This window comes from Plantibacter sp. MDV22-iso1, from assembly GCF_058408345.1.
Genome location: NZ_JBZVDY010000001.1, coordinates 528,321 through 543,422 on the forward strand (window position 1 = coordinate 528,321; position 15,102 = coordinate 543,422).

General features: G+C 70.2%; 14 protein-coding genes and 1 tRNA gene. 1 reads left to right on the forward strand and 14 read right to left on the reverse strand.

The annotated features are described in order from the left end of the window. Positions 1 to 71: 71 nt before the first annotated feature. A complete protein-coding gene (locus AC4PMY_RS02505) occupies positions 72 to 2,264 on the forward strand; it encodes a hypothetical protein (protein WP_491621918.1) in 2,193 nt (730 codons plus the stop codon). A gap of 41 nt (positions 2,265 to 2,305) precedes the next feature. Here AC4PMY_RS02505 and AC4PMY_RS02510 read toward each other — a convergent pair whose 3' ends face one another. The 14 genes from AC4PMY_RS02510 to AC4PMY_RS02575 all read right to left on the reverse strand — a co-directional run bounded on the left by AC4PMY_RS02510 (position 2,306) and on the right by AC4PMY_RS02575 (position 15,088). Further along, complete coding sequence (locus tag AC4PMY_RS02510; RefSeq protein WP_064296463.1) at positions 2,306 to 2,617, reverse strand: rhodanese-like domain-containing protein; 312 nt, start codon at positions 2,615 to 2,617, stop codon at positions 2,306 to 2,308. 275 nt (positions 2,618 to 2,892) lie between these two features. Next, positions 2,893 to 3,147, reverse strand: coding sequence for a hypothetical protein (locus AC4PMY_RS02515; protein ID WP_064296578.1), 255 nt, complete (start codon positions 3,145 to 3,147; stop codon positions 2,893 to 2,895). A gap of 98 nt (positions 3,148 to 3,245) precedes the next feature. Beyond that, entirely contained in the window at positions 3,246 to 3,461 is a 216-nt protein-coding gene (locus tag AC4PMY_RS02520) for a histone-like nucleoid-structuring protein Lsr2 (protein WP_064296464.1), read from the reverse strand. 37 nt (positions 3,462 to 3,498) lie between these two features. Beyond that, a tRNA-Leu gene (locus tag AC4PMY_RS02525) sits at positions 3,499 to 3,572 on the reverse strand. Between the two features lie 102 nt (positions 3,573 to 3,674). Next, positions 3,675 to 5,225 carry an NAD(P)/FAD-dependent oxidoreductase gene (locus tag AC4PMY_RS02530; protein ID WP_083397291.1) on the reverse strand — a complete coding sequence of 517 codons (1,551 nt, stop codon included), beginning with the start codon at positions 5,223 to 5,225 and terminating at the stop codon, positions 3,675 to 3,677. A 66-nt stretch (positions 5,226 to 5,291) separates the two neighbouring features. Next, positions 5,292 to 6,530 carry a S8 family serine peptidase gene (locus AC4PMY_RS02535; RefSeq protein WP_491621919.1) on the reverse strand — a complete coding sequence of 413 codons (1,239 nt, stop codon included), beginning with the start codon at positions 6,528 to 6,530 and terminating at the stop codon, positions 5,292 to 5,294. A 104-nt stretch (positions 6,531 to 6,634) separates the two neighbouring features. Continuing rightward, positions 6,635 to 7,156, reverse strand: coding sequence for a DUF501 domain-containing protein (locus AC4PMY_RS02540; protein ID WP_064296467.1), 522 nt, complete (start codon positions 7,154 to 7,156; stop codon positions 6,635 to 6,637). A 38-nt stretch (positions 7,157 to 7,194) separates the two neighbouring features. Continuing rightward, a complete protein-coding gene (locus tag AC4PMY_RS02545; protein ID WP_491621920.1) occupies positions 7,195 to 7,971 on the reverse strand; it encodes a septum formation initiator family protein in 777 nt (258 codons plus the stop codon). Positions 7,972 to 8,045: 74 nt separating this feature from the next. Further along, positions 8,046 to 9,326 (reverse strand): phosphopyruvate hydratase, encoded by a 1,281-nt coding sequence (gene eno, locus AC4PMY_RS02550; protein ID WP_064296470.1) that lies wholly within the window; start codon positions 9,324 to 9,326, stop codon positions 8,046 to 8,048. Between the two features lie 116 nt (positions 9,327 to 9,442). Continuing rightward, entirely contained in the window at positions 9,443 to 10,432 is a 990-nt protein-coding gene (locus AC4PMY_RS02555) for an endonuclease/exonuclease/phosphatase family protein (RefSeq protein ID WP_491621921.1), read from the reverse strand. Between the two features lie 150 nt (positions 10,433 to 10,582). Then, on the reverse strand, positions 10,583 to 11,890 hold the full coding sequence (gene hisS, locus AC4PMY_RS02560) for a histidine--tRNA ligase (RefSeq protein WP_491621922.1): 1,308 nt from the start codon (positions 11,888 to 11,890) through the stop codon (positions 10,583 to 10,585). Between the two features lie 59 nt (positions 11,891 to 11,949). Then, on the reverse strand, positions 11,950 to 12,618 hold the full coding sequence (locus AC4PMY_RS02565; RefSeq protein WP_231884408.1) for a nucleoside triphosphate pyrophosphohydrolase: 669 nt from the start codon (positions 12,616 to 12,618) through the stop codon (positions 11,950 to 11,952). Then, the gene (locus AC4PMY_RS02570; protein WP_491621923.1) at positions 12,615 to 14,066 is read right to left on the reverse strand and encodes an aldehyde dehydrogenase family protein; all 1,452 of its coding nucleotides are present in this window, start codon (positions 14,064 to 14,066) and stop codon (positions 12,615 to 12,617) included. Before AC4PMY_RS02570 ends, AC4PMY_RS02565 begins: the two co-directional genes overlap by 4 nt. Positions 14,067 to 14,143: 77 nt before the next feature. After that, positions 14,144 to 15,088, reverse strand: coding sequence for an alpha/beta fold hydrolase (locus AC4PMY_RS02575; RefSeq protein ID WP_491621924.1), 945 nt, complete (start codon positions 15,086 to 15,088; stop codon positions 14,144 to 14,146). Positions 15,089 to 15,102: the final 14 nt, after the last annotated feature.

Consider the following 15,102-nt stretch of genomic DNA (forward strand, 5'->3'; position numbering starts at 1 on the left):
CCGTGCGGATCGGCCGAGAATGTGACCCGATCTGGCGCGGGAGGTTGACTTCCCGCAGTGATCTTGGGGGAATGGAGACGGTGACCGGGGAACACGCGCGCGCAGGAACAGGAGTCCGATCGAATCGCTCGATCGGACGCGTCGCGATCCTTCTCGCCGTCTTCCTCTCGGCCGGACTCTGGACGACGACCATTGCGGGTCCTGCATCCGCGACGCCCGAGCCGCTCCCCACCCCGAGTGAGAGCGCTGCGACGCCGACTCCGCCGCCCCTCGACGGGCCGACCATCACGAGTCCCGATTCCGGTTCCTTCATCGGCAGCGGCAGCACCACGGTCACCGGCACGAAGGACGCCGGCACGGGGGTCCAGTTGCAGGTCGGCGACGGTCTCGAGCCGGTCTGCATCCTGCCGCAGGACGACGGCACCGACTGGTCCTGCACGATCGACCTGCCCGACGGCGGCGGACTGCTCATCACCGCCGTCGAGGTCGGCGGTCCGGAGACGCTCTCCGCGCAGATCTCCGTTTCCGCGCTCGGCCCGCCCACCATCACCGCGGGGACGCCGAGCAACGGCGGCGTCCGCGGCACCGCCTACCCCGGGGCGACGGTCACGGTCCGTGCCGACTCCGGCGCCACCTGCAGTTTCGCGGCGGACAGCTCCGGAAGTTGGTTCTGCGTGCTGGGCGAGCCGCTGCCGTCCGGCGACCTCTCCGTGACGGCGACGCAGCAGGCGTCGTTCAGCGGCAGTGAGCGCTCCGACGCGTCCGCCCCGGTCGTGCTCACCGTCGACCGCGACGCTCCGGCCCCGCCCGTGATGTCCTCACCGACGGCCGGGCAGGCGATGCCGATCTCGGCGGCCAGCTACGCCGGCACCGGCGAGGAAGGCGCGACCGTCACGGTCTTCGCCGACTCGACGTCGGTCTGCACGGCGGTCGTCACCGGTGGCGCCTGGAGCTGCTCGGGCGGTGGCGTGCCGGCGGGCGCGCACGTCGTCCTCGCGATCCAGCAGGATGCCGCCGGCAACACGAGTGGGGCGAGCAGGGCGATCACCCTGACGTTCGGCGATGCATCGGCCACGCCGTCACCGTCCGCCTCCCCATCGCCGTCCGACGGCACCGAGCCCGCGCCCGCGCCCGCGCCTGGGACACCCGCTCCGGGCACGCAGCAGCCGACCCCGTCGCCGAGCGGCGAACCGGCACCCGGTGCCGCCCCGCCCACCGGTGGTGGCGGCCTCTGGTCGGGGACGACGCCGTTCACGCAGACCCTCGCCTCCACGATCGACGGCCGCGGCCAGCCGGTGTGGTGGCTCGCCGCCCTCCTCGCCCTCGCGGCAGTGGCGCTCATCGCCATCCCGGCCCGACTCCTCGCGACCTCCATCGCCCCCTGGCGCGCCACGATCGCCGACCGTCGTCGTGCAGCAGTGACCGGGCGCAATCGACCGAGGGACGAGTTCGAGCGGGTCCCGTCGGTCCCGCTCCCGAGTCGCACGGTGCTGGCCGTCGTCACCGCCGTGCTCGCGGCAGGCATCCTCATGTTCGCGCACCCCGTGAGCGGTCAGCCGGCGTATCTCCGGCTGTGGTTCGCCTCGCTCGTCGCCGTGGTCGCGATCAACGTCGTGGGCCTCCTCGCGCAGCTCGTCGTCGCCCGCCGAGCCGGTCTGGGGTCGATGCGCGTCAGCGTCCGTGTCGGCGGACTGGTGACGGTCGGCATCGTCACCGCGCTCTCACGCCTGCTGGCCCTCCAGCCGGCGCTCCTCTTCTCGTTGCTGACCGAACTCCGCCCGACCCGGAGACCTGAAACGCATGACGTCGGTTCGACAGCCTCGGTGGAGGCCGATTCCGATGCCATCACGCCACGCATCGCGGGTCGCCTCGCGCTGGCCCGGATCGCTGCGGCCGCCGGGCTCGGTTCGATCGCCTGGCTCGGTTCGACCTTGGCCGGCGAGCCGAACGGTGGTGTCGGCGCGATGCTGGTCGAGGCGGTGAACCTGACCGCGATCGCAGGGATCGGATCCGCGTCGATCGCGCTCCTCCCCCTCGGGCCACTCGGTGGACGCGCCATCCTCGCCTGGTCGAAGCCGGCGTGGCTCGGCAGCGCGTTCGTGGGCTTCACCCTGCTGTTCGGACTCCTGGGCCCGACGGCGACGGTTCCGGGTGCGGGCGACACGCTCGTCGGACTCCTGCTCGGTTCACTCGCGTTCGCGGCGGTCGGAGCCGGGACCTGGGCCTGGAACCGTCACCTCCGGCCGCTGATCGACGCGCGCTGACCGACGGCCGAACGCTCGACGGTCGGTCGGCCCGTCAGGCCTCAGCCGGCGTCGGCGGGACGCTCGACCGGCAGGCCGCTCGCAGCCCACTCGGAGATGCCTCCGGTGACGTTCACGGCGTCGTAGCCCTGCTGCTCGAGGTAGCCCGTGACGCGGGCGCTGCGGCCACCGGAGTGGCACATGACGTACACAGTCTCTTCGCGGGGTACCTCGTCGAGGTGGTCGAGGAAAGACGACATCGGCAGGTGCCGGGCACCGGGCACGCTGGCGACGGCAACCTCATCGGCTTCGCGGACGTCGATGATGACGGCCTGCTCGAGCTTGCTCAGTTCGGTGGGGGTGATCTCCTGCATCGTTTCAGCCTACCGTCGAGGACGTGCGGTCGGGCCGGGAGATGCGGCGGGCAAGCGTGAGGGCGAGGTAACCCGAATACCTCGCCCTCACTTGAGGCGTCTAGCAACCGGTCGACCAAGAAGCTTGCGGCTTCCGGGACCGGCTCACGGGTGACGCCCCCACCTCGAAGGTAGCGGACGGGAGCCACCTTGCGTGGCGCAACACCGCCGTGTCGCGTTCGCGTCGTCCGTTTTGCGAACCCCGTTCAGGGGTCAACACCCGAGGCATCGTTGTCTCAGTGCGCGCTGTCGGGATCGCGGGGGATGTGGAGCTCGCCTGGGTCGACGTCGACGTCGCCGTTGTCGTCAGGACCACCGGTGCCGGGGGCGACATCGATCATGCCGGAGGCGATGTCGGGATCGCGGACGACGGGCTGCCCGTCGTCCTGCTTGGCCGCCGTCTCCGCTTCGCTGGAGGGGCTGTACGCGCGGTCCTTGCTCGTCTGCTCGTCGTCGTTCAGTGCGTGGTCGTGGTCGCTCGGAGTACTCATGCTGAGCACGCTAGTCGCGCTCCCTCGCCCGGCAGGGACCCTTGCAGGATCGAGGCGAACGTGCAGAGACGGGTACAGCGCGCTGTGCGGGCGTCAGCTCAGTGCAGGCGGCGGAGCGACGCCGACGCGATGACGGGTCGTGCGGCCTCGACGTACGACGCAAGCGTCTCGCGCAGTGCCGCCGCGTTGTCGTCGGTCAGGTCGATCTCGTAGTTCTCGCCGTCGATGCCGAACCGGACCGTCTCCCCCAGCCCGCGGGGGATGTCGGAACCGTCGAGGTCGTCGACGAGCGTCGTGATCGTGCGGGTAGCCATGCATCCATCCTTCCATGCGCGTGCCGGTACGGCGTCGTACCCCCGGTGGGGTTCGAACCCACACTGCGGCGATTTTAAGTCGCCTGCCTCTGCCAGTTGGGCTACGGGGGCGTGCACCTCATCGTATCGAGGCGTCGAACGCCGAGAGGCGCATGCCCCGGCGGACCGGATGACATGCGCCTCTCGAGGAACGGAGCTGGGCTCCGGACCGGACTACTTGTTCGCGCTGACTTCCTCAGCGGGCGTCGCGTAGGCCTGCTCGTCGTCGGCACCGGTGGGGGCGCCGGTGCCGGCAGGAGCCTCTGCAGCAGGTGCCTCGGCGGCGGGCGCTGCGGCCTCGGCCGGGGCGGCCTTCGGCTTGCGCTTCACGGGAGCCTTGCGAGCGGGCTTCTCAGCCGCTGCGGGAGCCGCCGGAGCTGCTGCGGGGGCCGCAGCGTCTGCCGGGGGCTTCGGGCGCGATGCGAAGGTCTCGAAGGCCTCACGCGGGTTCTGCACTGCCGACAGGGAGACGATGTCGCGTCCGAGCCAGAAGTTGTTCCACCAGCCACCGAACACGCGGAACTTGCGCTCGAAGCTCGGCATGGCCAGCCCGTGGTACCCACGGTGAGCGAACCAGGCCGGGAGGCCCTTGATCGCGAGGTTTCCGGACTGGAAGACACCGACGCCGATGCCGAGACCGGCGACCGCACCCATGTTCTTGTGGAAGTAGTTCTTCGGCTCCTCGCCACGGAGGACCGCGGTGATGTTCTTCGCGAGGAGCTTGCCCTGACGGACGGCGTGCTGAGCGTTCGGCACGCAGAAACCGCCGACGCCACCACCGCTGAGGTCGGGGACGGCGGAGACGTCGCCGGCCGCCCAAGCACCCTCGACGATGTCGTCGTCGGTGCCGACACGGAGGTCGGCGCGGGTCTTGATGCGACCGCGCTCCTCGACGGGGAGGTCGCCACCGCGGACGACGCCCGGGTTCGCCATGACACCGGCGGTCCAGACGATGAGGTCGGACTCGAACGACTCACCGGTCGAGAGCTCGATCTTGCCGTCGACAGCCGACTGCAGCTGCGTGTCGAGGTGCACGAGCGCGCCGCGCTCGGCCAGGTTCTTGAGGACCCAGTGGCTCGTCTCGATCTTGACCTCGGGCATGATGCGACCCATGGCCTCGATGAGGTGGAAGTGCGTGTCCTCGAAGGACAGCTGCGGGTAGAACTTCAGCAGCGAGCTCGCGAACGAACGCAGCTCGGCGAAGACCTCGATACCGGCGAAGCCGCCACCGACGACCGTGAACGTCAAAAGGCGGTCGCGCTCGGGACCCGCCGGCAGGTTCGCGGCCTTGTCGAAGTTGGAGAGCACGCGGTCGCGGATCGCGACGGCCTCTTCGATGGTCTTGAGCCCGATCGCGGTGTCGGCGACACCGGGGATCGGGAAGGTGCGGGAGACGGCTCCGGCGGTGACGACGATGATGTCGTAGTCGACCTCCCAGGGCTCACCGACCTCAGGCGTGATGGTCGCCTTCTTCTCGGCGTGGTTGATGCCCGTGACCTTGGCGGTGATCACGTTGGTGTGCTTCAGGTGACGACGCGGCGAGACGACCGCGTGACGCGGCTCGATGGAACCGGCGGCGACCTCCGGCAGGAAGGGCTGGTAGGTCATGTAGGGCAGCGGGTCGACCATGGTGACTTCGGCCTCACCACGACGAAGCTGCTTCTCGAGCTTCCATGCGGTGTAGAACCCGGCGTAACCACCACCGACGATCAGAATTTTGGGCACGGCGAACGATCTCCTACGTCAAGACGATTGGTTCAGATGAGTGTCTGAGAATATCGGAACAGAGTACTACTTCTGCAGCACCCGCTTGAAATGCCTGGTAGCGCCTATGACACCGAGCGTGACCAGGCTACCAGTTCCGAGGAGGAGCGCCAGTGGCAGCGAGCCGTAGAGCAGGGTGCTCGGCGTCGGGAGGAAGGGGTTGGCGCGCACCTCGACGGCTTCGTTCTCCGGGATCGCCGGGGGTACCGGCTCCGGTGTCGGCGACGGCTGCTCGGCACCCGGATCGGGATCGGGGACCTGCGGTGCCCGTCGGTAGAGCGTGATCCAGTCGGACAGCTGCTGCTCCGGCGAGGTCGTCGCCGGACCGACGGAACCGCTGACCGCCTTTGCGGCGTCGATGAGACCTGCACCGTAGATGGGGCTCTGCGCGGAGTCGCCCACCTGCTTCGCCGTCGCCGTCACGCGCTTGATGGCGTCGGCGGCGCTGAGCTCCGGCCAGGCGGAGCGGACGAGGGCCACGAGTCCGGAGACGATCGGCGCCGCCCCGCTCGTCCCCTGCCACTGCACGTAGGACCCGGCGGGCGTCACCCCGACGAGTTGCTCACTCGGCGCAGCGACGGCGATCGTGATGCCCTGGCTCGAGGCGTCGAAGCTCGCCGACCCCGTGCGATCCACACCGGCGACGGTCAGCACGCCCGGGATCGTCGCCGGAGCACCGACCTCGACCGTCCCACTCCCCCGGTTGCCCGCTGCAGCAACCACGACCACGTCGTGCGAGAAGGCGTAGAGGAAGGCGTCGTCCCAGCTCGTCGGCCAGTCGAGACTGTTGCGCGTCAGGGACATGTTGATGACGTCCGCGCCATTGTCCACCGCCCAACGGACAGCGGTCGCGATCTGGTCGTCCCAGGGGACGACGGCCGACCCGTCGGAGCCGAACCCGACCGAGACGGAGAGCAGGCGCGCCTCGGGGGCCACGCCGATGACCCCGGCACCGCCCGTGCGACCACGACCGGCGATCATCGAGGCGACCAGCGTTCCGTGCTCGCTCCCCTCGGACCCGACCGGAGTCCGGCCGTCGGGACTCCCGAGCCCGGAGACGTCGACGCCTCCCGCGACCGCGCCGGTCATCTCCGCGGGACCGCTCGCGATGCCGGTGTCGATCACGGCGACGGTGACACCGGCGCCCTTCGTCGTCTCCCAGGCCGTCGTGAAGCCGTAGTCGCCGAGCCAGTACTGCATGTCGCGCACCGTGTCCGCCGACGCCGGGAGCGCCTGCGTCCCCACGAGCAGAAACGCCAGGAGCATCGCCGACAGCGCCGACAGCGCACCGCGGAGGCCGCGCGGACGACGACGGTCTCCGCGTCGCGGTCCGTCACTCCCCCACAGGCGACCCCCGTCGCGTGCGGGGCCTATCCCTGCCCCGCCTGGCCGTCCGCGCATGCGCACACCTCGGGGCTCCAGCTCGCGCGGTCGAGCGCGAGGTCGCCGATGGGGTTGACGCCCGGACCCGCCGCGAGGGCGTGGCCGACGAGCGCGTGGAGGCACTTGACCCGCACCGGCATGCCGCCGGCGGAGATCCCGTCGATCTCGGCGACCTCGGCGATGGAGGTGCGGTCGGCGAGGTAGGCCGTGTGCGCGGTGGCGTAGGCAGCGCGGACCGCTTCGTCCTCGGCCAGGAGCTCGTTGTACTCGTTCATCACCTGGGTCGCCTCGAGCGAGGAGACCGCGGCCGTGGCGGCCGGGTGGGTCAGGTAGTAGAACGTGGGGAACGGCGTGCCGTCGGCCAGGCGAGGAGCGGTGGAGACGACCGTCGGGGCGCCGCAGACACAGCGCGCCGCGATGCCGACGACGTTCCGCGCCGGGCGTCCCAGTTGCGCCGACACGATCTCGACGTCGCGCTCGGAGACGGGGCCGAAGGGAGGGGTGCTCATGGTTCCATTATCGCCGGGTTCACCACTGCGTCCGGACGTCAGCCGCCGGCGGGAGGCGTCGTCTGCGTGGGAGCAGGGGTCTCGGTCGCGACGGGGGCCGGCGAGTAGCCGGTGGCGACGAGCGAGGACAGCAGCCCGTCGAGCCAGTCGGACTGCGAGTCGACGAGCGTGTCGCTCACGGGTGTCTCGGTGGTGGGCAGCGAGGCCGGGTCGACGTCGTTGATGATGATGTAGCTGACCTCGCCGGGTAGAGCGTAGAACAGGCGGTCGCGCGCCTGGGTCATGACGTAGCTCTGGTCGTTCCAGCGCTCGCGTTCGGCCTGCTGCGCGTCCACCTGCTTCTGGGTGTCGGCGACACCGGCCTCCAGCGCGGCGATCTGCTGCCGCTGCTCGAGGAAGGTCTTGAGGTTCGGCGCGAGGACGACGACCCCGAGCACGAGGATCCCGAGGAGCAGGACGCTGAACCCGGACAGTCGCAGACTCCGCAACCAGCCACCGGCGTCCGACTGGCGTGCCGGGGTGGTCCGTGTCGAGCCGGTCCGCGAGCGCGGTGCCGAGGAACCGGCCGACGCGGATCGCGGGGCCTTCGTCGTCGACCGCGGGGCTGTCGCCGCGGAGCGTGCGCGCTTCGCGGTGGCTCCCGCCGGGCGCTTGGACGACGAGGAGGAGCGCTTGGCGGAGGCATCCGCGGAGCTCGACCGGGGCTTCGACGCCGGTCGCTGCTTCGACGAGCCGGAGGACGAGGAGGACGCTGCTCCGCTGCCGGACGGGGTGCGCTTCGACTCGCCGCCGGCCGGCATCGATGGCTTCTTCACAGGCGCCTCCCGCACACGACGAAGGCTCTCAGGGGTGCCGATCGGCACCCCTGAGAGCCTTCAGGTGACGATGCTTAGGCGGTGAACCGGGGGAAGGCGCTGCGGCCGGCGTAGACGGCTGCCTGGCCCAGCTCCTCTTCGATCCTCAGCAACTGATTGTACTTCGCGACCCGCTCGCTGCGCGCAGGCGCACCGGTCTTGATCTGGCCCGCGTTCGTCGCGACCGCGAGGTCGGCGATCGTCGTGTCCTCGGTCTCGCCGGAGCGGTGCGACAGGATCGTCGTGTAGCCGGAGCGCTGAGCGAGGGAGACCGCGTCGAGCGTCTCGGTGAGCGTCCCGATCTGGTTGACCTTGACGAGCAGCGAGTTCGCCGCTCCCTTGGCGATGCCGTCGGCGAGACGCTTCGGGTTCGTGACGAACAGGTCGTCGCCGACGATCTGGACCTTGGAGCCGAGCTCGGGGGTGAGGTGGGCGTAGCCTGCCCAGTCGTCCTCGGCCAGCGGGTCCTCGATGGTGATGAGCGGGTAGTTCGCGACGAGGTCGGCGTAGTACGCGGTCATCTCGGTGCTGTCGAGCGCCTTGCCCTCGAACTGGTACGCGCCGTCCTTGTAGAACTCGCTGGAGGCGACGTCGAGGCCGAGCGCGATGTCGGTTCCGACCGTGAAGCCGGCCTTTTCGATGGCCTCGACGATGAAGTCGAGGGCCGCACGGTTGTGCTCGAAGTCGGGGGCGAAGCCACCCTCGTCGCCGAGGCCGGTCGCGAAGCCCTTCGACTTCAGCAGGCCCTTGAGCGTGTGGTACGTCTCGGTGCCCCAGCGGAGCGCCTCACGGAAGCTCGGAGCCCCGATCGGGAGGATCATGAACTCCTGGATGTCGACGCCGGTGTCGGCGTGCGAGCCACCGTTGATGATGTTCATCATCGGGACCGGGAGGACGTGGGCGTTGGCGCCGCCGACGTAGCGGTAGAGCGACAGGTCTGCGGAGTCCGCAGCGGCACGGGCGACCGCGAGGCTCGCACCGAGGATCGCGTTCGCGCCCAGGCGGCTCTTGTTCTCGGTGCCGTCGAGCTCGATCATGGTGTGGTCGACGAGGCGCTGGTCGTCCGCCTCGATGCCCTCGAGTGCCGGGCCGATCTCGTCGAGGACGGCGTCGACCGCCTTCTCGACACCCTTGCCGAGGTAACGCGCGGCATCGCCGTCACGCAGCTCGTACGCTTCGAACGCACCGGTCGATGCGCCGGACGGGACTGCTGCACGACTGACCGTGCCGTCTTCCAGGAGCACCTCGACCTCGACGGTCGGGTTGCCTCGGGAGTCGAGAATTTCGCGAGCGCCTACTGCCTCGATGAGTGCCACTGATGTTCTCCTTGTGGGGATTGGGACGTGGGACGGGTACGACGGCCGCCCGCGCTCAGTCTAGTGACATCGGCTGAACGGGCGCAGAGCCGCGGATCATCGCGCGAGGCGCGCGGTCAGCGGTCGAGCCGGTAGCTCGACACGATGCCGTGGTGGTCGCTGCCCTCGGCGTCGCCGACGGCGTTGTGGGTCGCGGTCATGCCGCGGACGAAGACGTGGTCGAGTCGCATGAGCGGTGTCCCGGCCGGCCAGGTGAGTCCGAAGCCGCCCTCACTCTGGTTGGGCTCAGACACCTCGCTCTGGAGCGCGGCGAGCGCCCGGTCGGAGGCGGAGGCGTTGAAGTCGCCCATGACGACGATCCGATCGCGGGTGTTCGCCGCGACGGTTTCGGCCAACTCCGCGAGCATCACGTCCCGTTCGGCGTGCGCACCCGGACGCGCGGAGTCGGCGTGGATCACGTAGACGCTCACGGCCCCGGACGGGGTGTCGACGACGGCGTTGATCGCCCGGTACCAGTCGAGGCCGAGCTTCAGCCCGACCGAGTCGGCGATCGGATAGCGGCTCCAGAGACCCACCGTCCCCGTGAGCACGGAGTACGGGTACTGCTCGTCGAGCGTCTCGGCGAGTGGTTCGCGGTCGTGGTCCTCGATCTCCTGGAGCGCGATGAGATCCGCACCGCTCGCCTGGAGGGAACCCGCGATGACCGCGGGGTCGCCCTCCGGCCCGAGGTTCTGGCTGGCGACCGTGAGGGAGGCCTCGGCCGGGACCGCCGAGCGCCCGTCGCCCATGGGGACGACGCCGGGGCCGAACAGGAAGGCCCAGACGAGCGTCGGCGCGAGGAGACCGATGACGGCGCCCGGCGTGCGGGCGACGAGGAGGACGAGGAAGAGCACCGGCAGCAGGACCCACGTCCACGGCAGGGCGTTGTCCCAGACGAGCCCGAGGCCGAGGATGTCGGGGACGAGGGCGTGGGCGGCCGTCAGCAGGGCGAGCGGGACGCCGACGGCCAGCGCGAGCGTCGTCGCCCGGCGCCGCACGAGGCTCACCCGGCGGCGCGTGGGGCCGGTCGCCTCCTGGGCGCGCTGCGGGCGCGCTGCAGGGGCCATGACGCTCATCGGGGAACCAGTTCTTCGATCGGGGGCAGAGCGGTCGGATCGCTCGAGGGCGGCGATCCGGCCGAATGCTCCATCCTGCACCGACGAGCTGGGCAGCCGCTCGGAAGCGCGCCGAGGATCGGGAAGCGGACGCGGGAATCGTCAGTCGAGCGATTTGAACTCGAGCGACTCGAGCGTCGAGTCGGCCGAGACGAACGCGAAGGCGCCGAAGCCGGCTGCCGACACGCGGTCGAGGAGGGCCTTGAGGTTCTTCACGCGGGCTTCGAGGCGCACCCGACGCCCCTGGGTGACGAGCTTGGCCTTCAACGCGACCAGCGTCACCGGCGGCACGTCGCGGTCGTGCACGAGCACGACGGCATCCGCGGCCGCTCCGGCGGGGAGCTCGATGAGGTCGACGATGCGCTCGAAGCCGATCGAGAATCCGACCGCCGGCACGTCCTGGCCGAGGAAACGCCCGATCATGCCGTCGTAGCGACCACCGCCGCCGAGCGAGTACCCGAGGTCGGGGTGCGCGATCTCGAAGATGGCGCCCGTGTAGTACCCCATGCCCCGCACCAGGAAGGGGTCGAACACCAGCGGGTTCGCGAAGGGGTCGGCCGGCTGACCTTGGAGGGAGGTCGCCGCGGCGACGCCCTTCCCGAGCGCGTCGAGCTCCGCGACGACGGCGTCATCGGCACCGAGCGGCAGCGCCTTGCGGATCGCCCGCTCACCGAAGGTGTTGAACTCCATCGTCTGCGGACGGGAGAAGAAGGCCTCGAGTGCGTCGACGGCGGTGGCGTCGACGCCACGGTCGCGCAGTTCGGCGACCACGCCCTGCTGACCGATCTTGTCGAGCTTGTCGATCGTGATGAGCACCTGTGCGTGCTCATCGGCGGGGAAGCCCAGCGATTCGAGCATCCCGATGAGGAGTCGGCGGTCGTTGATCCGCACGCTGCAGCCGGTGATGCCGAGCTCGGCGAGGGCCCCGAGGGTCGCGATGATGAGCTCGGTCTCCGCGAGGTTCGACGACTCTCCGATGATGTCGATGTCGCACTGCACGAACTGGCGGTACCGGCCCTGCTGCGGCCGTTCGCCGCGCCAGACCGGCGCGATCTGGATCGAGCGGAACACCGGCGGGAGCTCGGCCCGGTGCGTCGCGTAGAACCGGGCGAGCGGCACGGTGAGGTCGAAGCGCAGGCCGAGGTCGGTGAGTTCGGTCTGGTTGTCCGCTGCGGCCACGATGGCCTCCGGGGTGAGCTTCCGCCGGAGGATGTTGAACGCCATCTTCTCGTTGTCGCCGCCGAGCCCCGAGTGCAGCCGCTCGTACTCCTCCACCACGGGCGTCTCGATCTCGTCGAAGCCATGCGCGGTGAAGACGCGACGGATGGTGCCCAGCGCGTGCTCCCGGCGGGCCTTGTCGGCGGGGAGGAAATCGCGCATGCCGCGCGGCGGGTTCACTGGAGCTGCCATGCCTCAATTCTGGCATGACGGGGAACGGGCACCGTGAGCAGGCGCCCGACGAACCTCGCTCAGTCGTCGGTCGGTGACGCCACCGGACGCTCGGCGTCCCGCACCCGCGCGCTCAACCGACGGACGGCACCCCGGAGCGCCCGTTCCGCGTCGAGCCCGTTCGCCCGTGCTGCAGCGACCACGGCGAGGAGCTGCTCCCCCAGGGCGTCCTCGTCGTCGACGACATCGGCGACGGCCATCGGTCCGACTCCGAGCGGCACGGCCCTGCCGAGCACCTTGTCGGCGAGGGCGAGCGACGGCATCCCCTGCGGGATCCCCTCGAGCGCGCTGCTGCGCTTCGCCTTCTCCTCGGCCTTCGCGGCGTTCCAGACGCGCACCACGTCCTCCGGGGTCGGCGCTGCTTCGTCGCCGAACACGTGCGGATGACGGTGGACCATCTTGCGGGTGACGGCCTCGGCGACGTCGTCGAAGTCGAACGGTGCATCGGCGTCACGGGATGCGATCTCCGCATGGAAGACGACCTGCCACAGCACGTCGCCGAGTTCCTCGACGAGTTCGTCGCGCGTCCCGGCCTCGACCGCTTCGACGAGCTCGTAGCTCTCCTCGATGAGGTACGGCACGAGCATGTCGTGGTCGATGCCCTGCGTCCACACACAGCGGTCACGGATCTGCCGCATGGCGTCGACGAGGCGCTCAGCGGAGGTATCGCCGACGGGCTCGCTGCTCACCGACGGGCTCCCCACGGGCGGCTGCCGTCGGTGCTGCCGGTCTTCGAGATCAGTCGCGCGATCCGGTCGCGCGCTTCGGTGAAGGGCGGGTAGACGAGCGACAGCGTGTCCGGGGACAGCGGCTTGGAGAACACCGCCTTCGCGTGACTGAACGTGTCGAAGGAATGGCGACCATGATACGCGCCCATCCCGCTGGCCCCGACACCGCCGAACGGCAGACCCGGCACGAGGAGGTGGGCGGCCGGCACGCCGAACGCCAACGCGCCAGAGGAGGTGTCGCGCGTGAACCGCTTCCGCGTGGCGCGGTCGTCGCTGAAGACGTAGAGCGCGAGCGGTTTCTCCCCCGCCCGGATGTGCGCGATGGCCTGTTCGAGCCCGGACACGTGGAGGATCGGCAGGATCGGACCGAAGATCTCCTCCTGCATGATCGACGCCGAAGCGTCGACGCCGTTCACGACCGTCGGGGCGATGTACCGTTCCGAGGCGTCGACCCCGCCGCCGAGGGCCGGTTCGAGACCGTCGAGCAGACCGCTGACCCGGGCGAAGTGCTTGTCGGAGATGATGCGGCCGTAGTCGGCACTTTCTGCGGGGTCCGGGCCGTAGAGCGCTGCGATCGCGTCGCGCAGGTATGGGACGAGCCGATCGGCGACCGACCGCGTCGCGAGCAGGTAGTCGGGGGCGACACAGGTCTGGCCGGCGTTCATGAGCTTGCCCCAGACGATCCGGCGGGCCGCATCCGCGAGGTCGACGGTGTCGTCGACGTACACCGGCGACTTCCCGCCGAGTTCCAGGGTGATGGGGGTCAGATGCTCCGCCGCGGCCCGGGCGACGACCTTGCCGACGGCGGCGCCACCCGTGTAGAAGATGTGGTCGAACCGCTCGGCGAGGAGGGCGGTGGCGACCGCCGCATCGCCCTCGACGACCGCGACGGCACGGTCGTCGAGGTACTCCGGGAGGAGGCGCGCGAGTGCGGCGCTCGTGGCGGGGGCGAGCTCGCTGGGCTTCAGCAGGACGGCGTCACCCGCGGCGAGCGCCCCGATGACGGGACCGATGCAGAGCTGGACCGGATAGTTCCACGGGCCGATGACGAGGACGACGCCGACCGGTTCCGCCACGACCGATGCCGACGCCGGGGCGAGGGTGAGCGGCACCGCGACGCGTCGAGGCCGCACCCAGCGCTTGAGGTGTTTCAGCGTGTGATCGATCTCGCCGACGAGGAGGCCGATCTCGGTGATCTGCGCCTCGGTGCCGCTCTTGCCCAAGTCGGTCGTCAGCGCCCGCTCGAGCTCGCCACCCCGTTCGAGGAGCAGTTGCTTCAGCGCTCGGAGTTGACGGAGCCGCCAGGCCACGGGCTTCGTGGTGCCGCGGTCGAAGGTCTGTCGGAGCCGGGCCACGGCGTCGGCCACGACCATCTTCGGCTCCTGCTTCGTCCGGATGCTGGTCGCCATGGGTTCCTCCGACTCGACGGGATCGTGGGCACCAGCATACGTCCGTCCGCAGGCCGACGGCCGGGCCCGTCGACCGGCTACCCGATGCCCGGAGTCGTGAGGAAGCGGTCGACGTCCGCCGCGATCTCGCGGGACGTCGTGTGGTGCAGGTAGTGGTCGGCGTCGAGCGGCACGACCTCGCCTCGGTCGACGGTCGCGGCCTGCTCCTCATGGAGCGGCAGCCACCCCTCCACCGTCGGGTTGTCCCGCTGGGCGAAGAGCAGCACCGGGAGGTCTGCCGGGAAGGTCTTCCCCTTCGCCGCTCGGAAGTTCGCCGCGATGCGCGACATCTCGTCCGAGGACGTCGCACTCGAGGTGTTGCGCAGCGAGATCATCCCGAGCTGCTCACGCGTGTGCTGGTCGTACGGCGGATCCGGGTACGGGTCGCCCGACAGCGCCGTGACGACCCGGGTGATGCCGAGCGCCTTCGCCGCACGCAGGGCGTCGACCGGCAGCGCGGCGTCCATGCCCGGCTGATCGGGCACGCTGCTGTCGACACCGACGAACGCCGTCACCTCGTCGCGGAACCGCTCGACGTAGTCCAGCGCGTAGATCCCCGCGATGGAGTGCCCCATCAACACGTACCGGTCGATGCCGAGCCCGGCGACCGCCTCGTGGATCTCGGACACGATGTTCTCGGTCGTTCGCGGCACGTCGGTCTGGTCGCTCAGCCCGTAACCGAAGGGCTCGACCACGATCACCCGGTACGACGACGAGAGCTCCCCGACGAGCGGCGAGAAGTCGAGCACGGGCGAACCGGTGCCGAAGCCGGGCAGGAGGACGATCGTCTGGTCACCGTCCCCCGTCACCGACACGTTCATGCGTTTGCCGTCGACCTCGACCCGCTGCCCGTACTCCTCGATGCGCGTGGCTTCAGCAGCCGATGCGGCGGTGTTGACGATGGTGGTCGTGAGGAGCCCGGCGAGCACGAGCGCTACGAGCGCCACGACCCCGGTGAGGACGATGCGGAGGAACTTCTTCATCCCTCCACGCTAGG